The organism is Spirillospora sp. NPDC052242 (assembly GCF_040679555.1).
Classification (GTDB): Bacteria; Actinomycetota; Actinomycetes; order Streptosporangiales; family Streptosporangiaceae; genus Spirillospora.
Genome location: NZ_JBFAUZ010000019.1, coordinates 31045 through 57565 on the forward strand (window position 1 = coordinate 31045; position 26521 = coordinate 57565).

The 26521-nt window shown below is 76.1% G+C and carries 12 protein-coding genes; 9 read left to right on the plus strand and 3 right to left on the minus strand.

What is annotated here, in order from left to right:
- Positions 1-139: 139 nt before the first annotated feature.
- From AB0L25_RS17440 to AB0L25_RS17450, 3 genes are all read right to left on the minus strand, one after another.
- Complete coding sequence (locus AB0L25_RS17440; RefSeq protein ID WP_500173160.1) at positions 140-592, minus strand: hypothetical protein; 453 nt, start codon at positions 590-592, stop codon at positions 140-142.
- A gap of 49 nt (positions 593-641) precedes the next feature.
- Positions 642-1967, minus strand: coding sequence for an FUSC family protein (locus AB0L25_RS17445; RefSeq protein WP_500173162.1), 1326 nt, complete (start codon positions 1965-1967; stop codon positions 642-644).
- Positions 1968-2088: 121 nt separating this feature from the next.
- Positions 2089-3501: a type I glutamate--ammonia ligase gene (locus AB0L25_RS17450; RefSeq protein ID WP_500173164.1), complete on the minus strand. Its 1413-nt coding sequence runs from the start codon at positions 3499-3501 to the stop codon at positions 2089-2091.
- Between the two features lie 118 nt (positions 3502-3619).
- On the opposite strand from AB0L25_RS17450, the gene AB0L25_RS17455 reads away from it, so the two are divergent.
- The 9 genes from AB0L25_RS17455 to AB0L25_RS17495 are packed head-to-tail and all read left to right on the plus strand — an operon-like array spanning position 3620 to position 26519.
- Positions 3620-4753 (plus strand): amidohydrolase family protein, encoded by a 1134-nt coding sequence (locus AB0L25_RS17455; RefSeq protein WP_500173166.1) that lies wholly within the window; start codon positions 3620-3622, stop codon positions 4751-4753.
- Between the two features lie 46 nt (positions 4754-4799).
- A complete protein-coding gene (locus tag AB0L25_RS17460; RefSeq protein WP_500173168.1) occupies positions 4800-6188 on the plus strand; it encodes an FAD-dependent oxidoreductase in 1389 nt (462 codons plus the stop codon).
- 47 nt (positions 6189-6235) lie between these two features.
- A complete protein-coding gene (locus tag AB0L25_RS17465) occupies positions 6236-9640 on the plus strand; it encodes a DUF4132 domain-containing protein (protein ID WP_500173170.1) in 3405 nt (1134 codons plus the stop codon).
- A gap of 40 nt (positions 9641-9680) precedes the next feature.
- Entirely contained in the window at positions 9681-9851 is a 171-nt protein-coding gene (locus AB0L25_RS17470) for a hypothetical protein (RefSeq protein WP_500173172.1), read from the plus strand.
- Positions 9848-13183, plus strand: coding sequence for a DUF4132 domain-containing protein (locus tag AB0L25_RS17475; RefSeq protein ID WP_500173174.1), 3336 nt, complete (start codon positions 9848-9850; stop codon positions 13181-13183). The genes AB0L25_RS17470 and AB0L25_RS17475 overlap by 4 nt, the downstream gene beginning before the upstream one ends.
- Positions 13180-16458 carry a DUF4132 domain-containing protein gene (locus AB0L25_RS17480; RefSeq protein ID WP_500173176.1) on the plus strand — a complete coding sequence of 1093 codons (3279 nt, stop codon included), beginning with the start codon at positions 13180-13182 and terminating at the stop codon, positions 16456-16458. Before AB0L25_RS17475 ends, AB0L25_RS17480 begins: the two co-directional genes overlap by 4 nt.
- Before the next feature lie 52 nt (positions 16459-16510).
- Entirely contained in the window at positions 16511-19864 is a 3354-nt protein-coding gene (locus AB0L25_RS17485) for a DUF4132 domain-containing protein (RefSeq protein ID WP_500173178.1), read from the plus strand.
- A complete protein-coding gene (locus tag AB0L25_RS17490; protein WP_500173180.1) occupies positions 19861-23190 on the plus strand; it encodes a DUF4132 domain-containing protein in 3330 nt (1109 codons plus the stop codon). The genes AB0L25_RS17485 and AB0L25_RS17490 overlap by 4 nt, the downstream gene beginning before the upstream one ends.
- Complete coding sequence (locus AB0L25_RS17495; RefSeq protein WP_500173182.1) at positions 23187-26519, plus strand: DUF4132 domain-containing protein; 3333 nt, start codon at positions 23187-23189, stop codon at positions 26517-26519. Before AB0L25_RS17490 ends, AB0L25_RS17495 begins: the two co-directional genes overlap by 4 nt.
- Positions 26520-26521 lie beyond the last annotated feature (2 nt).

The following is a 26521-nucleotide window of genomic DNA, read 5'->3' on the forward strand; positions in this document are numbered from 1 at the left end:
GATGTGATCGGCGTCACGATCATCGGTGACCCGGAGGCGTCGGATCGACCGCCGATCGGCGGATTCTACCCGCCGGACGGCGGGGTGCCCCGCGCGCGCCCGGCCCGGATTCGGCGTCCGGGCCGGGCGCGGCGCGCCGTCAGGGCGCCCAGGCGTAGAGCATGCGCTGCCCCTGGCCGGAACCGTCCTCGGCCGCGCCCGGGTGCTCGGCGACCGTCCACATCTCGCCGAGCGTCGGGGCGGTGGGGGTGCCGCCGGGCCAGTGGGACAGGTCCTCGGGGCCCTTGCTGATGGGCTTGTCACTCGCGATGCTCAGGGTGCCGGTCGCCGAGGTGATCGGCCGGGTCGTGTAGAAGGTGCCGTTGTTCGTGATGCCGCGGCTGCGCGACGGGTACCAGCGGTCGTTGAACCGCGTGGCGCCCTGGATGTTGCTGTCCGGCAGGTTGTAGGCGGCGTCCGCGTTCCACCGATGGTCGGCGCCGCTGCGGTCGAGGGAGACGTAGGAGAAGTTCGGGGACCCGTCGTCCGCGGTGCACTTCTCGCCGGTGGCCGCGGTGCGCGTCCACGAGCCGACCTGCGGCATGACGTACACGACCACCCGCCATCGGGACGCGCCGGAAGCGGGCTCGGCGCCCGGAGGGTTACGTGCCGGGCGGGCGGCGGCGGGGGCGGAGTTCCTCGTCGGTCTCCCGCGCGTGCTGTTCCGCGGCGGCCGCCGCGGACCCGGCGGCGCGGCGCAGCTGCGACCCCGCCTGCCGGACGACCTTCGCGGGGCGCTCGGGCAGGTGGCGGGCCGTTCCGCGGTGCCGCCGCCACTGCTCGCGGGCGCGGGCGCGGTGCTCGACGCGGAGCTGCTCGACGAGGCGGTCGACGTCCATCGAGATCTCGCCGTACAGCGGCCACAGGTCACCGGCGGCGGCCCGCTCGTGCAGTTCCCGCGCGAGCCGGGCGCGCCGCTCGCGGGCGATGTCCACCCGCACCTCGAGGTCCTGCTCGGCCTTGAACGGACGGGCGCGGCGGTCCAGGTCGGAGCGCGCGAGGCGCCCGTAGGCGGCGATGCCGTCGGCGACGCCCGCCAGCGCGTCGGCGAGCCGGGGCCGCAGCACCGGGTCGGTGAGCAGCCGCCCGTGCCGGCCGAGCCGCTCGTCGTCGACCAGCGAGCGGGTGAGGCCGCGCAGCGTGAGCGTGAAGTGCTCCATGGTCTCCATGGCGTTGCGCAGCGCGACGCCCGCGTCGACCAGCCGCCAGGCGCGCGGGTTGAGCTTGACGCTCTGCTCGGCTGCGCCGAGCGCCTGGTCGGTGCGGGCGAGGTCGCGGGCGAGGCGCTCGGTCTCCTGCTGCCAGCGGACGGCCTCGCCGGGGCTGCGCTCGCCGCGCAGGCCCTCGGCGATGTGCGAGATCAGCTCCCGCAGCCGCTCGGAGATGTCGGCCACCGCCTCCTCGGCGGGCCGCACCACCACCGACGGGACGAGGAACGTCGCGACGAGCCCGGTGGCGGCGCCGACGATCGTCTCCATGAACCGGTCGAAGGCGCCGGACTCGCTGGCCGCGCCCAGCGCGAAGATCAGCATGGCGCTGATCGCCGCCTCCAGCACGTGCTCGCGCAGCCGCAGCACGTGCCCGATCGTCAGCGCGGCCAGGATCGCCAGCCCGAGCGTCCACCAGGTGAACCCGATCGTCTCGGCGAACATCACCGCGACCAGCACCCCGGAGGTGACCGAGCCGACCCGCAGGATCCCGGCGCGGATCGTGTCGTACACCGAGTACTGGACGACCAGCAGCGCGGTCAGCGGCGACAGCAGCGGCGCCGGGCCGCCCGCGGGCAGCAGGTACAGCGCCAGGAGGTACGCCATCGTGGCGGTGATCGACAGCCGCGCGATGCGGTAGACGGTCGACTGCACTTCGGTGGCGACGCTGAACGGCGAGCGTCCGGCGCGGTCCGGCCGGCGGATGAACGGGATGGGCATCGGTGGAACCGGGATCGGTCGGGAACGTGGCCGTACGGGCTCCGCCCGGAGCGAGGACGCGCGGAGGCCGTACAGATCCCGTGTGCCCACCGATGCCGTGTTCACTCCCGGTGCACTCCCGTCAGTGGCGCCAGCGGGTGGCGGCCGCGACCTGCTCGGGCGTGGCGTGCGCGAGCAGCTCGGCCTCGCCGCGGCGGACGGCCGCGACGGTGTCGACGACGGCCTCGCCGAGCGCCTCGCGCAGCACGTCGTCCTGCTCGAACGCCGCGACGGCCGCGTCGAGGGACGCCGGCAGCGGCGCGATCCCGCGGGCCGTGCGCTCGTCGTCGGTGAGGGCCGCCGGGTCGACGCCGACCGGTTCGGGCAGCGTGAGCCCCGCGGCGAGCCCGTCCCGTCCGGCGGCCAGCAGCGCGGCGAGCGCCAGGTACGGGTTGGCGGCCGGGTCGAAGCACTTGACCTCGAGGTTCGCGGCCTCGTCCCGCTCGCCCTGCACGCCGGTGACGAAGCGGAGGGCGGCCTCCCGGTTCTCCGGCCCCCAGCACGCGAACGCGCCGGCCCAGTGGGACGGGACGAGCCGCAGGTAGCTGGCGACCGACGGCGCCCCGATCGCGAGCAGGGCGGGCAGCCGCCGGAGGATCCCGGCGGCGAACGCCTCCCCGTACGCGCTCATCCCGCACGGGCCCGCGCCGCCCGTCATCGCGTTCGCGGGGCCGTCCACGGCGTTGCGCCGCCACAGGCTGAGGTGGACGTGCCCGCCGTTGCCGACCGAGTCCGCCTCGACCTTCGGGGAGAACGACGCCCGCATCCCGTGCCGCAGCGTCACCGCCCGGATCGTCTCCCGCACGAGGACGGCCGTGTCGGCGGCGGCGACCGGGTCCTCGGCCTCCACCGAGACCTCGAACTGCCCGGCCGCGTACTCGGGGTGCAGTTGCAGGACGGTCACGCCGCTGCCCGCGAGGTCCGCCAGCAGTTCCCGCAGGTAGCCGGACAGCTCGGTGATCCGCGTCATCCCGTAGGCGGGGCCGCGCGCCGCGGGGACGAACGCGTCGCCGTCCCCGGCCGACACCGCCCACTCGACCTCGAACGCGGCCTTCGCCTCCCAGCCGGCCTCGCCGAGCCGCACGACCTCCCGGTACAGCAGGGCGCGGGCGTCGAGGGGGTGCACGGTCCCGTCCTGGGCGAACCGGACGGCCGGGGCCTGCGCCCAGCCGGGCAGCGCGGCCAGCGGCACGACCCGGTCCAGGACGGGGTGCAGCCGCAGGTCGCCGACGGGCCCGCCGATGTGCCGGCCGGAGACGATCGAGTCGTCCAGCAGGTACACGTCGAACACCGGGGACATCCCGACGCCCCACGCGGCGGCGTGCTCGAGCCGGTTCACCGGGACGGCCTTGGTGCGCGTGATCCCGCTGACGTCCACCCAGGTCAGCGCGACGGCGACGACGTCCTGGCCGGCCAGCCGACGGGCGGTCTCGGCGGCCCGGGCGCCCATCTGGGCGCGGTCGTTGCCGCCGAGGGTCGCTGGGATCTGTTCCACGTTCGATCTCCCGGTTCTTCGCAGGGTTGTCCGCGCCGGGACGTTGGAGCGTTCCCGGTCACCAGGGCATCGTAGGAACATCTTCCCGTCGTTTCCGGGAAGGGCCTGCTGTCGGGACATGTCGTGTGGGAGGAAGCGGGCCGTGCTGGAGTACCTGGAGTCGCTGCCGCTCGTCGACCACCACTGCCACGGGGTGTTCGAGGCGGACCTGGACCGCGCCGCGTTCGAGGCGGCGCTGACCGAGGCGGACGCCCCGGGCCCGCCCGGCGCGTCCCTGTTCGACTCGCAGATCGGTTTCGCGCTGCGCCGCTGGTGCCCGCCCGTCCTCGACCTGGACGCGCACGCCGAGCCCGGCGACTACCTGGAGCGGCGCGCGGACCTCGGGGCCGCCGAGGTGAACCGGCGGTTCCTCGCGGCGGCCGGCCTGCGCGCCCTGTGCGTGGACACCGGGCACGCCCCGCGGCCGATCCTGGGCCCGGCCGCGCTCGGGGAGCTGGCGGGGGCGCCCGCCCACGAGGTGCTGCGGCTGGAGACGGTCGCGGAGGAGGTCGCGGCCGAGGGGGTGTCGGCGTCCGGGTTCGCCGCCGAGGTCCGCTCCCGGATCGAGGCGCGCGCCCCGTCGGTGGTCGCGGCCAAGTCGGTCGCCGCGTACCGGGCGGGGCTGGAGATGCCGGGGCACCGGCCGTCGGAGGCGGAGGTCGCGGCGGCCGCCGGACGGCTCATGCGGCACCTCGAGCCGCGCGCGTCCGAGGAGCCGCTGCACCGGTTCCTGGTGTGGTGCGCGGTGGACGCGGGCCTGCCCGTCCAGTTCCACGTCGGATACGGCGATCTGGACGCCGACCTGCGGCGCGGCGACCCGCTGCTGCTGATCGACCTGCTGCGGGCGATGAACGACGCGGGCGTCCCGGCGATGCTGCTGCACAACTACCCGTTCCACCGTAACGCGGGCTATCTGGCGCAGGTCCTCCCGAACGTGTACGTGGACGCCGGTCTCGCCATGAACAACCTCGGGCACCGCGCGCACGTCCTGCTGGACGAGCTGCTGGAGCTGGCGCCGTTCGGGAAGGTGCTGTACTCGTCCGACGCCTACGGCCTCGCCGAGCTGTACCACCTCGGGTCGCTGCTGTTCCGGCGGGCGCTCGCCGGGCAGCTCGCCGGGGGAGTGGACGACGGCGCCTGGACGGCCGGCGACGCGCGGCGGGTCGCGGAGATGATCACGCGCGGCAACGCGGAGCGCGTCTACGGCCTCTGAACGCCCGGTAGCCTCGGGAACGATCATCGGGGACGGGAGGACGGACATGGCCGGACGCGAACGCCTGCTGGTGATCGGCGGGGACGCCGCGGGGCTGAGCGCCGCGTCGCAGGCCCGCCGCCGCCGCGACGCCGCCGACCTGGAGATCGTCGCGTTCGAGCGCGGCCGGCACGCGTCCTACTCGGCCTGCGGCATCCCGTACTACGTGGGCGGCGTCGTGGACGGCGCCGACCGGCTGATCGCCCGGACGCCGGAGGAGTTCGCCGCCCGCGACATCGACCTGCGGCTCCGCACCGAGGCCGTGGAGATCGACACGGCGGGCGGACGGGTGCGGGTGCGCGACCTCGCGTCCGGCGCGGAGGGGTGGGAGCCCTACGACGACCTGGTGGTCGCGACGGGCGCGGTCCCGGTGCGGCCGCCGCTGCCGGGCGCGGACGCGCGCGGCGTGCACGGCGTGCAGACGCTCGACGACGGGATCGCGATCCTCCGCGCGCTGGAGGCGGACGCCCCGCGCCGCGCGGTCGTCGTGGGCGGCGGCTACATCGGCCTGGAGATGGCGGAGGCGATGGTGATGCGCGGGCTGCAGGTCGCGCTCGTCGACGCCGCCGAGCAGCCGATGACCACCCTCGACCCCGACATGGGGGCGCTCGTCGCGGACGCGATGCGCGGCCTCGGCATCGGGCTGCACCTCGGCGAACCGGTCGCGGGCTTCGACACCGCCGCGTCCGGCCGGGTCACGGCCGTCCGCACGGAGGCCCGGACGCTGCCCGCCGACATCGTCGTCCTCGGCCTGGGCGTCCGGCCGGGCGGCGGCCTGGCGCGCGACGCGGGGATCGAGGTCGGCCCGACCGGCGGGATCGTCACCGACCGCCGCATGCGGACCCGCACCGAGCGGGTCTGGGCGGCGGGCGACTGCGTGGAGTCCCGCCACCTGGTGTCGGGCGCGCCCGTCGCGATCCCGCTCGGCACCCACGCCAACAAGCAGGGCCGCGTCGCCGGGATCAATCTCGGCGGCGGTTACGCGACGTTCCCGGGCGTGCTCGGCACCGCGATCTCCAAGATCTGCAGCGTCGAGGTGGCGCGCACCGGCCTGAACGAGCGGGAGGCGGCCGCGGCCGGTTTCGCGACGCTCAGCGTCGCGGTCGAGTCCACGACCCGCGCCGGGTACCACCCGGACACCACCTCGATGACGACTAAGCTGGTCGTCGAGCGCCGCTCGGGGCGGCTGCTGGGCGCGCAGATCGTCGGCGAGGAGGGCGCGGCGAAGCGGGTGGACGGCCTCGCGGTGATGCTCTGGAACCGGATGACGGTCGAGGAGATGACGGGACTCGACCTCGCCTACGCGCCGCCGTTCTCGCCCGTCTGGGACCCGGTGCTGATCGCCGCCCGCAAGGCCGCCGAACGCGTCGAGCGGGACATGCGCGACCTGGAATGAGCCGTTCCGAAGGGCTTTGTCGGTGATCTCCCGTACGGTACGTCACCATGATCGAACCGCCGGGCCCCGACGAGAACACGCTGGTCATGCCGGACTCCTGGCTGCGCGCGCGGCATCCGCGCCGCGACCGCCCCGGGGTTCCGGCGCCGCCCGCGCCCGGCCGGTCCGCCGCCGAGCGGGTGCGCGGCCTCGTGGCCGCCGTGCGCGACGACATCGACCACGTCCTCGGGCTCCCGGACGCCGCGCCCGACATCGCCGACGCCGCCCGCACCCACCTGGGCGGCGAGCCCGACCCGCTCGGCGCGGCCGCGGTCGCGTTCGTCGTCGCGCCGCTGAACCGGCTGCACGAGAGGCACGACCCCGAGCCCGGCCGCCTGTTCACCGACGCCCTGGTCGCCGAGCACGGCGTCGCGTTCGCCGCCCGCGCCTACACGGAGTGGGCCGGGATCGTGACCGTGAACCCCCAGTGGCCCGACGCCACCTACCTGCCGATATCGAACACCTGGCCGTGGGGGCGGGACACGCTGCGGTCGATGATCGTCCGCCACCACGCCCCCGACGAGATGCGCTGCCACTGGTGGCTGACCAGGGGGAGCGCCCGGTCGCTGCGCGCCCGGCTCGCCGCCGCCCCGGACGACGTCTACGCCGAGGCCGTCGACGGCATCGCCGGCGCCCGCCGCCACCCGCTGCAGAAGCTCGTCGCCGCCTACCTGGCGCCGACCCGCGACGACTGGGTCGAGGACCTGTGGGCGCGCCCCGGCGAAATCCCGTTCGGCCACTTCTCGGCGGGCTGGCTGGCCCTCTGCGCGCTGGGCCGCCCGCACCAGCCCGCCGTGCTCGGCGAGCCGCTGCGCTTCCACTGCGACCGCGAGGTCGTCGCGACGCTGATCGACGGCGTCGGCGTCGACGCCGTCGTGCCGCTACTGAGCGAGGCGCTGAACGGCCCGTACGTGAGCACCACCGACGACATCAGGCGGACGCTGGGATTCCTCGCCGCGATGCCGCGGGACGAGGCGTTCCAGACGCTCGTCGACCGGATCGACAAGCCCGGCGTCGTCCCCGCGCTCCTGGAGGCCGCCCGCCGCTTCCCGCGCCGCGCGATGCGGCTGCTGCCGGGCTCCCCGGCCGCGCAGGCGGCGGACCTGCTGTCCGCGCACGTCCGCGCGAACCCCGGCATCGCCGCGGAGGTCGCGCCCGGCCTCCCGGACGAGGAGCGGGCGAAGATCCGCGAGATCCGCGACGCGCACACGCGCGTCCCGCCCGCCGCGGACCTGCCGCCGCTGCTGACCGAGCCGCCGTGGACCCGCGCCCGCCGCCGGACCGAGCCCGTCGTCATCGAGGGCCTGCCCCTGCCCGGCACCCGCGCGGTCGCCTGGGGGCCGGGCGAGCGCGACGAGTGGGCGGGACGGCAGGCCGACCTGTGGAACCTGCGCGCGGCAGGGGCGGACTTCGCCGACCTGGCCGCGAAGATCGCGTCGGGAGGGTCCTCCTACTGGTACGAGGGGCCCCTCCTGTTCCTCAGGGGCCCCGAGGAGACGGCGCGCCCGCTGCTGGAGAAGTGGGAACCGCGCGACTTCTGGGAGGCGCACGAGTGGCTGCCGGTGCTCGTCGCGCGCCACGAGGCGGCCGCCTGCGCCCCCGCCCTGTCCGTCGCCCGCAGGGATCCGGCGTCCTACGGGCGGTACGTGCTGCCGCTGCTGTCCGACGAGATCGCGCGGACGATGGCCGACTGGCTCGTCCGGCTCAAGGGCGGCGGGAGGACGGCCCGCGCCTGGTTCCGCCGCCACGGGACGGCCGCCGCGCCCGCCCTGGTCCCGGACGCGCTCGGCAAGGCGGCGCCCGCCCGCCGCGCGGCGGAGGCGGCCCTGCGGCTGATCGCCGACCGGCACGGCCCGGACGCGATCGTCGCGGCGGCGCGCGTCCACGGCGACGCGGCGGCCGCCGCGATCGAGGCGCTGCTGGCCGCCGACCCGCTGGACGACCTGCCGAAGAAGGTCCCGGCCGTGGAGTGGGCGGAGCCGCGCGTGCTCCCGCAGATCCTGCTGCGGGACCGGACGCGCGTCCTCCCGGACGAGGCGGCCGGGCACGTCCTGACGATGCTGGCGATGTCGAAGCCGGACGACCCGTACGCGGGCGTCCGGATCGTCCGCGACCTGTGCGACCCGGAGTCGCTCGCCGAGTTCGGCTGGGCGCTGTTCCGCTGGTGGGAGACGTGCGGCGCGCCGTCGAAGGAGAACTGGGCGCTCGCGCAGCTCGCGCTGACCGGCGACGACGACACCGTCCGCCGCCTCACGCCCGTCATCCGGGCCTGGCCGGGGGAGGGCGGCCACGCCAAGGCCGTGAACGGACTGGACGTCCTCGCCGCCATCGGCACCGAGACGGCGCTGATGCACCTGCACGGCATCGCGCAGCGGGTGAAGTTCAAGGGGCTGAAGACCCGCGCGCAGGAGAAGATCCAGGAGGTCGCGGCGGAGCTCGAACTGTCCGCCGACCAGCTCGCGGACCGCGTCGTCCCCGACCTGGGCCTGGACGCGTCGGGGACCCTCGCCCTCGACTACGGCCCGCGCCGCTTCCGCATCGGCTTCGACGAGATGCTCAGGCCGACGGTCGCCGACGAGGACGGCGCGCCCCGCAAGTCGCTGCCGAAGCCGGGCGCCAAGGACGACCCCGAGCTGGCCCCCGCCGCGTACAAGCGGTTCTCGGGCCTCAAGAAGGACGTCCGCACGATCGCGGCCGACCAGCTCGCGCGCTACGAACGGGCGATGGTCACCGGACGCCGCTGGGCGCTCCCGGAGTTCCGCGACCACCTCGCCGGGCACCCCCTCGTCGGTCATCTCGTGCGGCGCCTGGTGTGGCTGGCCGAGGACGGCGGCGCCGCGATCACGGCGTTCCGCGTCGCCGAGGACGGCACGTTCGCGAACGCCGCGGACGACGCCGTCGCCCTCCCCGGCACCGCGCAGGTCCGCGTCGCGCACCCCGTTCACCTGGGCGACGAGCTGAAGGCGTGGGCGGACCTGTTCGCCGACTACGAGATCCTGCAGCCGTTCGAGCAGCTCGGCCGCCCCGTCCACACCCTCACCGCGGAGGAGCTCGACGGCGGCCGCCTGCCCCGGTTCGAGGGCGCGGAGGCGTCCATCGGCGTCCTCCTCGGTCTCACACGGAGCGGCTGGGAGCGCGGGGCGCCGATGGACGCGGGCATCGAGCACTGGATCTCCAAGCCCCTCACCGAGGGCCGCCACCTCGTCCTCGGCATCACCCCCGGCATCACCGTCGGGATGCCCGACGACTTCGGGGACCAGACCCTCACCGACGTCCGGATCGCCGCGTCGCCGGGCGAGTACCGGCCGTCCCAGCCCGCGTCCCTCCGCTTCGGCGACCTCGACCCGGTCACCGTCTCCGAGATGCTCACCGACCTCCTGCGCCTGACCGGCCGGGCGGAGACGACCGCATGACCGACCTGACCGGCGAGGACGCCCTGGTCGTGCCGCCCGCGTGGCGGCGCGCGCGGCACCCGCGCCGCGACCGCCCGCGGTCCCGCCGGCGCCGGACGAGCGCGCGGCCGGCGCGCCCGACCTCCTCGGCGACCTCGACCCCGTGCTCGGCTCCGAGCTCCTCACCGACCCGGCCCACCTGACCGAAGCGACGGACGGAACGCCCCGATGACCGACGAGAACACGCTGATCATGCCGGACGCCTGGCGGGAGGCGGTCCACCCGCGACGCGGCGGCGGGCACGTCCCGGAGCCGCCCGCGCCCGGCGCGGCCGTCGAGCGTGTGCGCGCCGTCATGGACGGCGTCCGCGACGGCGTCCGCGCGGTCATCGACCACCCGGGCACCGCCCCGGACATCGCCGCCGCCGCACGCGCGCACCTGGGCGGCGAGCCGGACGCGCTCGGCGCGGCGGCGGTCGTGTTCGCCGCCGTCCGGCTGAGCGGGCTGTCCACACGGTCCAGCGGCCCGCCGGAGGGCCCGTCCGTCGAGGCGCTGTTCGCCGACGCGCTCGTCGCCGAACACGGCGTCGCGTTCGCCGCGCACGCCTTCACCGAGATGGCCGGGATCGTGCTCGCGGCCCCGCGGCAGGGCGACCTGTACGGCGCCGGCCACCGCCCCGCCCCCGCGATGTACGGCAGCGAAGGGTTCTCGCGGGAGGCCGCCCGGTCGCTGCGGGGCCGCCTCGCCGCGGCGCCCGACGACGTGTACGCCGAGGCGGCCGAACGGCTGGAGGGCGCCCGCCGGCACGACTGGCAGCGGATGCTCGCCGCCTACCTGCTGCCGACCCGCGAGGACTGGGGCGAGGACCTGTGCGCGAACACCCCCGGCTTCCCGGAGCGCTTCGGCCTTTCCGAGGAGTGGATGCTGTACTGCGCGTTCGGCCGGCCGCACCAGCTCGCGGCGATGGGGCGCCGGGTCGGCCGGCAGTACGACTACGAGGTCTTCGCGACGCTGATCGACGCCTTCGGGCCCGCGGAGGTCGTGCCGCTCCTGGCCGAGGCGCTGGACGCCCGGTCGAGCGGCGACCGGCTGCCGCTCGCGTTCCTCGTGCCGCTGCCCGTGGACGACGCCTTCCAGGCGCTCGTGTCCCGGCTCGGCCGTCCCGGCCTCCGCGACGCGCTCCGGGAGGCCGCCGAGCGCTTCCCCGAACGGGGGGTGCGGCTGCTGTCGGCCTCGTCGTCGCGGCTCGCCGCGGACGTCCTGTCCCAGCACGTCCGCAGGCACCCGGCCGTCGCGGAGCGGGTCGCGGCGGACCTCCCGGCGGGGCGGCGGGCGGCGGTCCGGTCGATGCTCGAGCGCCGTCCGGCGCCCGCGGAGCTGCCGCCGCTGCTGACCGAGCCGCCGTGGACCCGCGCCGCCGCCGGCGCGAAACCGGCCGTCGTCGCGGGCCTGTCCGCGCCCGGCGTCCGCGCGGTCGCCTGGGCGCCCGGCGAGCGCGACGCCTGGCGGGCGGAGGTTCCGGACGGGTGGCGCCGCACGGACGCCGACTTCGCCGAGGCGGCCGCGAACTTCCCGCGCGGCGGCCACTCCCCGCTGCGGACGGCCGAGTTCCTGGCGGTGGGGCCCGAGGAGCTGCTGCGGCCGCTTATGAAGGGCTGGGAGCCCGAGAACCCGTGGCTGGCGGACACCTGGCTGCCGGCGCTCGTCGCGCGCCTCGAACTGGACGCGTGCGACCCCGCCCTGCACCTCGCCCGCCACAACCCGGACGCCTTCGGCCGGTACGTGCTGCCGCTCCGCACCGACGAGATCGCGCGAACGATGGCGGACTGGCTTGTCCGCCTCAAGACCGCAGGGCGGACGGCCCGCGCCTGGTTCCGCCGGCACGGCGCGGCCGCCGCGCCGTCGCTCGTCCCGGACGCGCTCGGGAAGGCGGGCCCCGCCCGCCGCGCCGCCGAGCACGCCCTCCGGTTCGTCGCCGGGCACGACGGGCCGGCGGCGGTCGTCGAGGCGTCCCGCGTGCACGGGGACCGGGCGGCCGCCGCGGTCGAGGCGTTGCTCGCCGCCGACCCCCTGGACGACCTGCCCAAGAAGATTCCGGACGTCGGGTGGGTCGAGCTCGGCGTCCTCCCGCAGATCGTGCTGCGCGACCGCGGGCACGCGCTTCCGGACGACGCGGCGCGGCACGTCCTGACCATGCTCGCGATGTCCCGGCTCGACGACGCGTACGCGGGCGTGCGGGTCGTCCGGGAGCTGTGCGACCCGGAGTCGCTGGCGGAGTTCGGGTGGGCGCTGTTCCGCGAGTGGGAGTTCACCGGCGCGCCGTCCAAGGAGAACTGGGCGCTGACCCAGCTCGCGTTGACCGGGGACGACGAGACGGTGCGGCGGCTCGCGCCGGTGATCCGGGCCTGGCCGGGCGACGGCGGCCACGCGAGGGCCGTCACCGGACTCGACGTCCTCACCGCGATCGGCACCGAGACCGCGCTGATGCACCTGCACTCGATCTCCCAGCGGGTGAAGTTCAAGGGGCTCAAGGCGCGCGCGCAGGAGAAGATCGAGGAGCTCGCGGCCGAACTGGAGTTGACGGCCGATCAGCTCGCGGACCGTCTCGTCCCGGACTTCGGCCTGGACGCGTCGGGCACGCTGACGCTCGACTACGGCCCGCGCCGGTTCGTGGTCGGGTTCGACGAGCTGCTGAGGCCGACGGTCGCCGACGAGGACGGCAAGGTCCGCAAGTCGCTGCCCAAGCCGGGCGCGGCGGACGACCCCGACCTCGCGCCCGCCGCCCACAAGCGGTTCGCCGAGCTGAAGAAGGACGTGCGCGCGGTCGCGACCGACCAGATCGGCCGGCTGGAAGCGGCCATGGCGTCCCGGCGGCGGTGGCGGGTCGCGGAGTTCCGCGACCATCTCGCCCGGCATCCGCTCGTCGGGCATCTCGTCCGCCGCCTGGTCTGGCTCGCCGAGGACGATGCCGACGGCGGCGACGGCGGCGGCCCGGTCGCGTTCCGCGTCGCCGAGGACGGCACGTTCGCGGACGCCGCCGACGAGAGCGTCACCGTCCCCGAGGGCGCCGCCGTCCGCGTCGCCCACCCCGTCGACCTGGCCGACGCGCTGCCCGCGTGGGCGGCCCTGTTCGCCGACTACGAGATCCTGCAGCCGTTCGAGCAGCTCGCCCGTCCCGTCCACGCCCTCACCGACGACGAGCGCGAAGGCGGACGCCTGGCCCGGTTCGAGGGCCGCAGGGCGGACGTCGCCGCCCTCCTCGGCCTGGCCCGGCGCGGCTGGGAGCGCGGCGCGCCGATGGAGGTCGGCCTCGAACGCTGGATCTCCCGCCCGCTGCCCGGCGACCGGCACCTCGTGGTCACCTTCGAACCCGGCTTCTATGTCGGCGACCCCCACGAGATGGGCGACCAGATCCTCGTCGACGTCCGGCTCGCCGGGGTCCCGTACGAGTCCCCGAAGGGGAGCCCCGAGCCGAGGCTGCGCCTCGGCGACGTCGACCCCGTCACCGTCTCCGAGATGCTCGCCGAGCTGACCGGGCTCGCCGCGGAGGAGGCGGCCCGGTGACGGACGAGAGCACTCCGGCCGTGCCGGACGAGTGGCGGGACGTCCTGCACCCGCGCCGCGACCGTCCCGGCGGGCCGGCGCCGTCCCCGCCCGACCCGGAACGGGTGGACCGGGCCCGCTCCCTCGTGGACGGCGCCCGCGCGGAGATCGAGCGGGCCCTGGCGTCGCCCGGCGGCGACCCGGAGATCGCGGCGGCCGGACGCGCGCACCTGCGCGGCGACGCGAGCCCGCTCGGCGCCGCGGCGGTCGCCGCCACCGTCGACCGGGACGTGCGGGAGCCCGCGTTCGCCGAGGCGTGGCTCGCCGAGCACGGCGCCGCGTTCGCCGCGGCCGCGTTCACGGCGTGGGCCGGCCTCGACGCGTCCGACACGGGCGTTCGCCGGCTCCCCGCCGACGCGTCCCTGGGCTTCCGCGTCGGCGGGGAGCCCGCGAGGTGGCTGCGCGCCCATCTCGCCGCCGCCCCGGACGACGTGTACGCCGCGGCCGTCGCGGGCATCGGCGAGCACCGCGGCGACCCCCTGCAGGACATCGTCGCCGCCTACCTCGTCCCGACCCGCGAGGACTGGGTCGAGGAGGTGTGCGCGTTCCCCGACCGGGCCTCCGCCCGGTACGCCTACCAGCGGTGGCTGGCGCTGTGCGCGCTCGGCCACCCGCACCAGGCGACGGCGCTGCCGTTCGACCCCTTCGACCAGCGGCTCGACGTCGTCGCGACGCTCGTGGACGGCGTCGGCCCCGAGGCCGTCGTCCCGCTCCTCGCCGCGGCGCTGGACGGCGCGACCGCGCCCGACGCGGTCCGCGAGCTGAGCGGCATGCTCGCCGTGCTCCCCGTGGACGGCGCGTTCCGGGCGCTCGCCGCGCGCATGGGACGTCCGGCCGTCCCGCCCGCCGTGCTGGCGGCCTCCCGCCGCTTCCCGGTCCGGGCGCTGCGGCTGCTGCCGGAGGCGACGGCGCCGCGCGCCGCCGAACTGCTGGCCGCGCACGTCCGCACCCACCCGGACCTCGCCGCGCGGACGCTCCCCGCGCTCCCGCCCGGCCCCCGGGACGCCGTCCGGGCCGTCCTGGACGCGGGCACCCGCCCGCCGAGCCCCGCGGACCTGCCGCCGCTGCTGACCGCGCCGCCGTGGACCCGTCCCGGGGCCGCCGCGGCACCCGTCGTCGTCAAGGACCTGGCGCCGCCCGGTGTCCGGGACATCGCCTGGCGGCCGGGCGAGCGAGAGGAGTGGGCGCGGGAGCCCGCCCGCTGGCGGCAGCTCGGCGAGGAGATCGACTACGCGGACGCCGCCGCGCGGTTCAGGGCCGGGACGTGCGGCCAGTACGTCCAGGACCGGCTCCTGGTGAAGGGCCCCGACGAGCTGGTGCTCCCGCTGCTGGACGGCTGGGAGCCCCGGGAGATCTGGAGCGTGCACGACTGGCTGCCGCCGCTCGTCGCGCGGTTCGGGACGCTCGTCCACGACCCCGTGCTGTCGGCCGTCCGCCGCGACCCGGCCGGGCTCGCCGGATACCTGATGCCGCTGGTGTCCGACGAGATCGCGCGGTCGATGGCGGGCTGGCTGCGGCCGAAGCGGGTGCGGCCCGCGGCCCGCGCCTGGTTCGTCCGGCACGGCCCCGCCGCCGCGCCGTCCCTCGTCCCCGACGCGTTCGGCGCGGCGGGCCCCGCCCGGCGCGCCGCCGAGGAGGCCCTGCGGCTCGTCGCGTCCCGGCACGGCGCGGAGCCGGTCGTCGCGGCGGCGCGCGTCCACGGCGACGCGGCGGCGGCCGGCATCGAGGCCCTGCTGTCGACCGACCCGCTCGACGTCCTCCCGACGAAGATCCCGCCGGTCGACTGGATCGACGTCCGCGTGCTGCCGCCGCTCCTCCTGCGCGACCGGACGCACGCACTGCCGGACGAGGCCGCCGCGCAGGTCCTCACGATGCTGGCGATGTCCACGCCGGACGCCCCGTACGCGGGCGTGCGGGTGGTCCGGGAGCTGTGCGATCCGGAGTCGCTGGCGGAGTTCGGGTGGGCGCTGTTCCGCTGGTGGGAGATGTGCGGTGCGCCCTCGAAGGACGGCTGGGCGCTGTCCCAGCTCGCGTTGACCGGGGACGACGAGACGGTGCGGCGGCTCGCGCCGGTGATCCGCGCCTGGCCGGGCGAGGGCGGCCACGCGAAGGCCGTCACCGGGCTGGACGTCCTGGCCGGGATCGGCACCGAGACCGCGCTGCTGCACCTGAACTCGATCGCGCAGCGGGTGAAGTTCAAGGGCTTGAAGACGCGCGCACAGGAGAAGATCGAGGAGCTCGCGGCCGAACTGGAGTTGACGGCCGATCAGCTCGCGGACCGGCTCGTCCCGGACTTCGGCCTGGACGCGTCGGGCACGCTGACGCTCGACTACGGTCCGCGCCGGTTCGTGGTCGGGTTCGACGAGCAGCTCAAGCCGGTGATCGCCGACGAGGACGGCAAGGTCCGCAAGGCCCTGCCCAAACCGGGCGCGGCGGACGACCCCGACCTTGCCCCCGCCGCCCACAAGCGGTTCGCGGGCCTGAAGAAGGACGTCCGGACGGTCGCGGCCGACCAGATCGGCCGCTTCGAGCGGGCCATGGTCACCGGCCGCCGCTGGACGCTCCCCGAGTTCCGCGACCACCTCGCCGGGCACCCGCTCGTCGGGCATCTCGTCCGCCGCCTGGTCTGGCTCGCCGAGGACGGCGACGCCGACGGCCCGGTCGCGTTCCGCGTCGCCGAGGACGGCACGTTCGCGGACGCGGCCGACGACGCGATCGTCCTGCCGGAGACCGCGAGGGTCGGCGTCGCCCATCCCGTCCACCTCGGCGACGAGGTGAAGGCGTGGACGGAGGTGTTCACCGATTACGAGATCCTGCAACCGTTCGAGCAGCTCGCACGTCCGACCCACATGATCGCCCCCGACGAGCGCGACGGCGGACGGCTGCCCCGGTTCACGGGCGCGGACGTCCACGTCGGTGCGCTGCTCGGCCTCACCGGGCGCGGCTGGGAGCGCGGGACGCCGCTGGAGGCGGGCGTCGAGCGGTGCGTGTCCCGCGAACTCGCCCCCGGCCGGTACCTGGTCGTCTCCCTCGCCCCCGGCATCCCCGCCGGGGACCCCGACCTGCTCGGCGAGACGCAGACGCTCACCGACGTCCGCGTCGCCGCCGACCGCGACCCCCACCGGCCGGACGAGCCCGCGTCCCTCCGGTTCGCCGACCTCGATCCCGCCGTCGTCTCCGAGGTCCTCGCGGACCTCGTCCGCCTGACCGGCCGAGCGGAGGCGACGGGCGGATGAGCGGCGCGAGCACGCCCGTCACCGACCTCGTCCGACCGACACGGGAATTCGCATGAGCGACGAGAACGCCTTCACCATGCCGAGCGGCTGGCGCCGCGCGCTGCACCCCCGCCGCGACCGCCCGCCCGTCCCGGCACCGCCCGGACCCGGCCCGGACGACGTCGCCTCCGTTCGGGCGCTGGTGGACGACGGCCGTGCCGACATGGACATGGTCTTCGGCCTGCCCGGTACCGACCGGGCGATCGCCGAGGCGGCCCGCGCGCACCTGCGCGGCGCGGCGAACCCCGCGGGCGCGGCGGCGGTCGCGCTCGTGGCCCTCGCGCTGAAGCGGGCGTCTCGCGACACCGGGAAGCGGTCGTTCATCGACGCCTGGATCGCGGAGCACGGCGTCGTGTTCGCCGCGTGCGCCTTCGCGGAGCTGCACGCGATCGGCGCGGACTACGTGGTCGAGAGCGCCACCGTTCGGCATTTCGCGGACCACACGGAGATCGGGACCGGCCTCGGCTGGCAGGGCGTCCGGCCGCGCCGCCCCGACGAGGCGCAGCTCGAATGGTGGGTCGAGCCGGACGCCGTCCGGCGCCTGCGGGCCCACCTCGCCGCCGCGCCGGACGACGTCTACGCGGCGGCGGTCGAGGGACTCGGACGGCGGCGGGGACACGAACTGCAGCGGCTGATCGCCGCCTACCTCGTGCCGACCCGCGAGGACTGGGTCGAGGACCTCTGCGCGGACCCCGCCCGCATCACGATCGGCGACGCCCGAAGCCAGTCGATGCTGTTCTGCGCCCTGGGCCGCCCGCACCGGCCCGCCGCGCTCGGCCTGCCGCTCGGCTACGCCGACCGCGACCTCGGCGTGCTGGCGACCCTGGTGGACGGCGTCGGCCCCGAGGCCGTCCTCCCGCTCGTCGTCGAGGCGGCGGACGAGGAGTACATCCCCCTCGACCAGATGCGCACCGTTCTCGACGTCCTCGCGGCGCTGCCGCTGGACGACGCGTTCCGGGCCCTCGCCGACCGGGCCGGGCGCCCGGTCGTCCGGCCCGCGCTGGTCGCCGCGGCGCGCCGGTTCCCGGCCCGGGCGATGCGGCTGCTGCCCGAGGCCGACGCCCCGCAGCTCGCCGACCTGCTGGCCGTGCACGTCCGGTCCCATCCGGATCTCGCCGAGGAGACGCTCCCGGCGCTGTCCGGCCCGGCGCAGGCGCGGGTCCGGGAGATTCTCGACGCGAACACGCGGGTCCCGGCCGCCACGGATCTGCCGCCGCTGCTGACCGAGCCGCCGTGGACGCGGACCCGCGCGAAGTCGAAGCCCGTCGTCATCGAGGACCTGCCGCCGTCCGGTGTCCGCGCGGTCGCCTGGGAGCTGGGCGAGCGCGAGGAGTGGACCGGCCGGCCGGTGCCCGTCGAGCACTGGGCGGGCCCGCAGGACCCGGCGGAACTCGCCGCGCGGTTCACGGCCGGTGAACTGAAGCCGCATCTGCAGACGATCCTGTTCGCGAGGAGCGCGGACGGCACGGTCCGCCCGCTGCTCGCGGGCTGGGAACCGTCGTACGACTGGGAGACGGGCGACTGGATGCGGGTGGTCGTCGGACGGTTCGAGCTCGACGCGCACGACGCCGCCCTGTTCGCCGCTCGCCGCAGCCCGGCGGCGGTCGCGGAGCTCCTGCTGCCGCTGCTCAGCGACGAGATCGCGCGGACGATGGCGGACTGGCTCGTCCGCCTGAAGACCGCGAGCAGAACGGCCCGGGCCTGGTTCGCCCGGCACGGTGCCGCCGCCGTGCCCGCGCTCGTCCCGGACGCGCTGGGCAAGGCGGGCGCGGCGCGCCGCGCCGCCGAGGCCGCGCTGCGCCTGATCGCCGACCGCCGCGGGCCGGAGCCGGTCGTGGCCGCGGCGCGTGTCCACGGGGACGCGGCGGCGGCCGCGGTCGAGGCGCTGCTCGCCGCCGACCCGCTCGACGACCTCCCGAAGAAGATCCCGTCCGTCGGCTGGGCGGAGCCCCGGATGCTGCCGCAGATCCTGCTCCGCGACGACCGGACGCGCGCCCTCCCGGACGAGGCCGCCGCGCACGTCCTCACGATGCTGGCGATGTCCACGCCGGACGCCCCGTATGCGGGTGTGCGCGTGGTGCGGGAGCTGTGCGATCGGGAGTCGCTGGCGGAGTTCGGGTGGGCGCTGTTCCGCTGGTGGGAGACGTGCGGTGCGCCCTCGAAGGACGGCTGGGCGCTGACCCAGCTCGCGCTGACCGGGGACGACGAGACCGTCCGCCGCCTGTCTCCGGTCATCCGCGCGTGGCCGGGCGAGGGCGGCCACGCGAAGGCCGTCACCGGGCTGGACGTCCTCGCCGGGATCGGCACCGACACAGCCCTCGCGCACCTGCACTCCATCTCTCAGCGGGTGAAGTTCAAGGCCCTCAAGGCACGCGCGCAGGACAAGATCGACGAGGTCGCCGCCGGGCTCGAACTCACCCCCGACCAGCTCGCGGACCGGCTCGTCCCCGACCTCGGCCTCGACGCGTCCGGAACCCTCACGCTCGACTACGGTCCCCGCCGGTTCGTCGTCCGGTTCGACGAGCGGCTCAAGCCGGTGATCGCCGACGAGGACGGCAAGGTGCGCAAGGCGCTGCCGAAGCCGGGCGCCAAGGACGATCCCGACCTCGCGCCCGCCGCGCACAAGCGGTTCGCGGCCCTGAAGAAGGACGTGCGGACTGTCGCGTCCGACCAGATCCGCCGCCTGGAACAGGCCATGGTCACCGGCCGCCGGTGGCAGCTCGGCGAGTTCCGCGACCTGCTCGCCGGGCACCCGCTGGTCGGGAACCTCGTGCGCCGCCTCGTCTGGCGGACCGACGACGGCCCGATCGCGTTCCGCGTCGCGGAGGACGGCACGTTCACCGACGCCGCCGACGACGCGATCGTCCTGCCGGAGACCGCGCGGGTCGGGATAGCCCACCCGCTCCACCTGGACGACGCCGTGGAGGCGTGGTCGAGCCTGTTCGCCGACTACGAGATCCTGCAGCCGTTCCCGCAGCTCGGACGGCCCGTCCACGGCCTCACCGACGACGAGCGGGAGAGCGGACGCCTCGCCCGGTTCGAGGGGGCGAAGGCCCCGGCCGGTGCCGTCCTCGGCCTGGTGAACCGAGGCTGGGAACGCGGCGAGCCGCAGGACGCGGGCATGGAGAACTGGATCTCCCGCCGCCTCGCCGCGAACCGGTATCTCGTCGTCGGCCTCCAGCCCGGCATTCCCGTCGGCGCGCCCGACCAGTTCGAGGACCAGGAGTTCCACTCCGTCCGGCTCGCCGAGCGTCCCGAAAACCACTGGTACGGCGCCCGCGAGTCGCCGTCCTTCCACGGCCTCGACCCGGTGATCGTGTCCGAGGCCCTCGCCGACCTCTCCCACCTGACCGGGGACCCCCAATGAGCGACGAGAACACCTTCACCATGCCGGACGGCTGGCGGCGCGTGCTGCACCCGCGCCGGGACCGTCCGCCGGTCCCGGCGCCGCCGGCCCCCGACCGGGACGCCGCCGACCGCGTGCGGTCGCTCGTCGATGAGCGGCGCGACGAGATCGAGGAGATCGTCGCGCTTCCCGGCACCGACGCCGCGGTCGCCGAGGCGGCCCGCGCCCACCTGAACGGCGACGCGGACCCGCGGGGCGCGGCGGCGGTCGCGCTCGTGACCGTCGCCCTGGCGGCGCTGCACCGGGAAGGCGCGGACCGGCTGTTCGCCGACGCCTGGACGGCCGACCACGGCGTCGCGTTCGCCGCGTGCGCGTTCGCGGAGATGTGCGGGCTCCGCGCCGAGTACGAGGTCGCCGCCCCGTCCCCGCGGGGGAGGGGGCGCGGCGGGCCGACCTGGACGGGCGTCCGGTTCCGCCGCCCGGCCGACGGGCAGCTCGAGTGGTGGATCCAGCGGGACGCCCTCCGGCGGCTGCGCGGCCGCCTCGCCGCCGCGCCCGACGACGTGTACGCCGACGCGGTGGAGCGGCTCGCGGGTCACCGCGACCGCCACCACCCGCGGTTGATCGCCGCCTACCTGGCGCCGACCCGGCGGGACTGGGTCGAGGACCTGTGCGCCGACCCCGGCCAGACCGCCACCCGGCTCTCCCCGGAGCGGTGGATGCTGTTCTGCGCGCTGGGCGAGCCGCACCAGCCCGCCGCGCTCGGCCTGCCGCTCGACCACAACGACCGCGCCCTGGACGTCCTGGCGACCCTGGTGAACGGCGTCGGGCCCGAGCCGGTCGTGCCGCTCCTCGTCGACGCCGCCGACGACGGCTACATCGGCGTCGACCATCTCCGCCTCCTCCTCGGGGTCCTCGCCGCGCTGCCGACGGACGACGCGTTCCGAACCCTCGTCGAGCGGATCGGCCGTCCGGGCGTTTCGCCCGCGCTGCTGGCCGCCGCCCGCCGGTTCCCGGCCCGGGCGATGCGGCTGCTGCCGGAAGCCGATGCCTCACAGGTCGCGGAGCTGCTCGCCGGGCACGTCCGCTCCCATCCGGACCGCGCCGAGGAGACGCTCCCGGCGCTTTCGGCTACGGCGCGGACGCGGGTCCGGGAGATCCTCGACGCGAACACGCGCGTCCCGGCCGCCACGGATCTGCCGCCGCTGCTGACCGAGCCGCCCTGGACACGGCCCCGCGCCAAGGCGAAGCCCGTCGTCCTCAGGGACCTGCCGTCGCCCAATGTCCGCGCGGTCGTCTGGGAGCCGGGCGAGCGCGCGGAGTGGTCCGGCCGGGCGGTGTACGTCCGGGGAGGGGCCGACCGGCGGGATCTGGCGAAGCTCGCCGCGGACTTCACGGCCGGTGAGCTGACCCCTCCGCAAGAGCCGCTGCTGTTCACGAAGGGCGACGACGCCACCGTCCGCCCGCTGCTCGCGGCCCTGGAGCCCGCGGACACCTGGGAGCCCGGCGACTGGATGCGGGTCGTCGTCGGACGGTTCGAGCTGGACGCGCACGACGCCGCCCTGTTCGCCGCCCGCCGCGACCCGGCGTCCGCCGGAAAGCTTCTGCTGCCGCTGCTGAGCGACGAGATCGCGCGGACGATGGCGGACTGGCTCGTCCGCTTGAAATCCGCGGGCCGCACCGCCCGTGCCTGGTTCGCCCGGCACGGCGCCGCCGCCGCGCCCGCGCTCGTCCCGGACGCGCTCGGCAAGCCCGGTCCCGCCCGCCGCGCCGCCGAGGCGGCCCTCCGCCTGATCGCGGACCGGCACGGCGCCGAACCGGTCGTCGCGGCGGCCCGCGCGCACGGCGACGAGGCGGCCGCGGCGGTCGAGGCGCTGCTGGCCGCACCCGGCGACGACCTCCCGAAGAAGATCCCGTCCCACGACTGGGTCGAGGTCCGGGCGCTCCCGCAGATCCTCCTCCGCGACCGGGCGCACGCCCTCCCGGACGAGGCGGCCGCGCACGTCCTCACCATGCTCGCGATGTCGGCGCCGGGCGCCCCGTACTGGGGCCTGGAGGTCGTCCGCGAGATCTGCGACCCGTCGTCCCTGGCCGAGTTCGGGTGGGCGCTGTTCCGCCGGTGGGAGCTGTGCGACGCACCGTCGAAGGAGAAGTGGGCGCTGTCCCAGCTCGCGTTGACCGGGGACGACGAGACCGTCCGCCGCCTGTCTCCGGTCATCCGCGCGTGGCCGGGCGAGGGCGGCCACGCGAAGGCCGTCCTCGGCCTGGACGTCCTGGCCGGGATCGGCACCGCCACGGCCCTGACCCACCTGGCCTCCCTGTCCCAGCGGGTGAAGTTCAAGGCGCTCAAGGCACGCGCGCAGGAGAAGATCGAGGAGGTCGCGGCCGGGCTCGGACTCACCGGCGACCAGCTCGCGGACCGGCTCGTCCCGGACTTCGGACTCGACGCCTCCGGCACGCTCACCCTCGACTACGGTCCCCGCCGTTTCATCGTCGCGTTCGACGAGCGGCTCAAGCCGGTGATCGCCGACGAGGACGGCAAGGTGCGCAAGGCGCTGCCGAAGCCGGGCGCCAAGGACGATCCCGACCTCGCGCCCGCCGCGCACAAGCGGTTCGCGGAGCTGAAGAAGGAGGCCCGGGCGGTCGCGTCCGACCAGATCCGCCGCCTCGAACGGGCGATGGTCACGGGCCGCCGGTGGCCGCTCGGCGAGTTCCGCGAGCTGCTCGCCGGGCACCCGCTGGTCGGGCACCTCGTGCGCCGTCTCGTCTGGCGGACGGACGACGGCCGGGCCTTCCGCGTCGCGGAGGACGGCACGCTCGCGAACGCGGCCGACGACGCGATCGTCCTCTCCGGGACCGCCCCGATCGGCATCGCCCACCCCCTGCATCTGGGCGAGGAGGAGAAGGCGTGGTCGGAGGTGTTCGCCGACTACGAGATCCTGCAGCCGTTCCCGCAGCTCGGACGTCCCGTCCATGCGCTCACCGGTGAGGAGCGGGAGAGCGGACGCCTCGCCCGGTTCGAGGGGGCGAAGGTCCCGGCCGGGGCCGTCCTCGGCCTGGTGCACCGGGGCTGGGAGCGGGGCGCGCCGCTGGACAACGGCATCGAGACGTGGATCTCCCGCCGCCTCGCCCCGGAACGGTTCCTGGTCGTCGGCCTCGATCCCGGCATTCCCGTCGGCGCGCCCGACCAGTTCGAGGACCAGGTGCTCGAAGACGTCCGGCTCGCCGACCGGCCGGACCGCCACCGGCGGCACAACGCCCCGCCGCTCCGCTTCGGCGACCTCGATCCCGTCATCGTGTCCGAGGCCCTCGCCGACCTGATCCACCTGACCGGGGACCCGCAATGAGCGACGAGAACACCTTCACCATGCCGGACGGCTGGCGGCGCGTGCTGCACCCGCGCCGGGACCGTCCGCCGGTCCCGGCGCCGCCGGCTCCCGACCGGGACGCCGCCGACCGCGTGCGGTCGCTCGTCGATGAGCGGCGCGACGAGATCGAGGAGGTTCTCGCACTCCCCGGCACCGACGCGGCGGTCGCCGAGGCGGCCCGCGCCCACCTGAACGGCGACGCGGACCCGCGGGGCGCGGCGGCGGTCGCGCTCGTGACCGTCGCCCTCTGCCAGATGCACCACGAGAGGGCGGACCGGCTGTTCGTCGACGCCTGGACGGCCGGCCACGGCGTCGCGTTCGCCGCATGCGCGTTCACGGAGATGGGCGGGCTCCGCGCCGAGCACGCCGTCACCCACCAGCCCCCGCGCCGGAAACGGCGGGCGAAGGGCGGCGGCGGGCTCAGGTGGACGGGCGTCCGGCCGCGCCGCCCGTCCGACGCGAGCTTCGAACCGTGGATCGAGGAGGGCACCGTCCGGCGGCTGCGCGCCCGGCTCGCCGCCGCGCCCGACGACGAGTACGCGGCGGCCGTCGAGGGGCTCGCGCGGCGGCGCGACCACCACCTCCGGCGGCTGATCGCCGTGTACCTCGCGCCGACCCGGCGGGACTGGGTCGAGGAGTTCTGCGAGAACTCCGGCCGGCACACCCCGGAACGGTGGTGGATGCTGCTGTGCTCGCTGGGCGAGCCGCACCAGCCCGCCGCGCTCGGCGTGCCGCTCGACCGCCACCACCCGACGCTCGACGTCCTGGCGACCCTCGTGGACGGCGTCGGCCCCGGGCCCGTCCTCCCGCTCCTCCTCGACGCCCTGGACGACGACCACCTCGCCGGCGACCGCGTCCTCCTCGAGGTCCTCGCGGCGCTGCCGCTGGACGACGCGTTCCGGGCGCTGGTCGAGCGGATCGGCCGTCCGGGCGTCCCGCCCGCGCTGCTGGCCGCCGCCCGCCGGTTCCCGGCCCGGGCGATGCGGCTGCTGCCCGAGGTCGACGAGCCGCAGGTCGCCGAGCTGCTCACCGGGCACGTCCGGTCCCATCCGGACCTCGCCGAGGAGACGCTCCCGGCCCTGTCGGCCACGGCGCGGACGCGGGTCCGGGAGATTCTCGACGCGAACACGCGCGTCCCGGCCGCCACCGATCTGCCGCCGCTGCTGACCGAGCCGCCGTGGATGCGGCCCCGCGCCAAAGCGAAGGCCGTCGTCATCAAGGGCCTGGCCCCGACCGGGCATCGCGCGGCCGTGTGGGAGCCGGACGAGCGCGAGGCGTGGACGTCCCGGACGCCTTACCTGTGGCGGTGGTCCGACCGGCTCGACTTCGCGAAGCTGGCCGGGAAGTTGGACAAGATCCCCCCGCACCAGCAGGTCGTCGTCCTCGTGAAGGGCCCCGAGGACGCCGTCCGGCCGCTCCTCGCGGGCTGGGAGCCCCCGGCCGCCTGGGACACGGCCGACTGGATGCGGGTGCTCGTCGGACGGTTCGGGACGGACGCGCACGATCCCGCGCTGTCGGCCGCCCGCGCGAACCCGGCGAACCTCGCCGGGGTCCTGCTGCCGCTGCTCAGCGACGAGATCGCGCGGGCGATGGCGGACTGGCTCGTCCGCCTGAAGACCGCGAGTCGGACGGCCCGGGCCTGGTTCGCGCGGCACGGTGCCGCCGCCGTGCCCGCGCTCGTCCCGGACGCGCTGGGCAAGGCGGGCGCGGCGCGCCGTGCCGCCGAGGCCGCGCTGCGCCTGATCGCCGACCGCCACGGGCCGGAGCCGGTCGTCGCGGCGGCGCGCGTCCACGGGGACGCGGCGGCGGCCGCGGTCGAGGCGCTGCTCGCGGCCGACCCGCTGGACGACCTCCCGACGAAGATCCCGTCCCACGAGTGGGTCGACCCGCGCGTCCTCCCTCGGCTCCTCCTGCGCGACCGGACGCGCGCCCTGCCCGACGAGGCCGCCGCGCACGTCCTCACGATGCTGGCGATGTCCACGCCGGACGCCGCGTACGCGGGTGTGCACGTGGTGCGGGGGCTGTGCGATCGGGAGTCGCTGGCGGAGTTCGGGTGGGCGCTGTTCCGTTGGTGGGAGACGTGCGGTGCGCCCTCGAAGGAGAACTGGGCACTGACCCAGCTCGCGCTGACCGGCGACGACGAGACCGTCCGCCGCCTCACGCCGGTCATCCGGGCCTGGCCGGGGGAGGGCGGGCACGCGAAGGCCGTCACCGGGCTCGACGTCCTCGCCGGGATCGGCACCGACACGGCCCTCATGCACCTGCACTCCATCTCCCAGCGGGTGAAGTTCAAAGCCCTCAAAACCCGCGCGCAGGACAAGATCGACGAGGTCGCCGCCGGGCTCGAACTCACCCCCGACCAGCTCGCGGACCGGCTCGTCCCCGACTTCGGCCTCGACGCGTCCGGGACCCTCACCCTCGACTACGGCCCGCGCCGCTTCACCATCGGCTTCGACGAGCAGCTCAAGCCCACGATCACCGACGGCGACGGCGACACGCGCAAGGCCCTGCCGAAGCCGGGCGCCAAGGACGATCCCGACCTCGCGCCCGCCGCCCACAAGCGGTTCGCGGCCCTGAAGAAGGACGTCCGGACGGTCGCGGCCGACCAGGTCACGCGGCTCGAACGGGCGATGGTGGACCGCCGCCGCTGGTCCGTCCCCGAGTTCCGCGACCTGCTCGCCGGGCATCCCCTCGTCGGCCACCTCGTCCGCCGCCTGGTGTGGCTCGCCGAGGACGACGGCCAGGCGATCACACCGTTCCGCGTGGCCGAGGACGGCACGTTCGCCGACGCGGCCGACGACGCGATCGTCCTCCCCGAGACCGCGCGGGTCGGGGTCGCGCACCCGCTCGACCTCGGCGACGGCGTCGCGGCCTGGGGCGAGGTGTTCGCCGACTACGAGATCCTGCAGCCCTTCGAGCAGCTCGGCCGCCCCGTCCACGTCCTCACCGAGGACGAGCGGGCCGCCGCCGCGCTGGCCCGTCTCGACGGGCTGAAGATCCCGCCGGGCGCCGTCCTCGGCCTGGTGAACCGGGGCTGGGAGCGCGGCGCGCCGCAGGACGCGGGCGTCGAGGACCGGATCTCCCGCCGCGCCGGGACCGGACGGTTCGTCGTCATCGACCTCACTCCCGGGATCACCGTCGACCGCCCCGACGAGTTCGGCGACCAGACCCTCGGCGTCCGGATCGCCGACCGGCCCGGCGAACGCCACTCCGCCCGGGGCACCGGCCTCACGTTCGGCGACCTCGATCCCGTGACCGCGTCCGAGATCCTCGCCGACCTCGCCCGCCTCGCCGCCGCCGCCCGCTGACC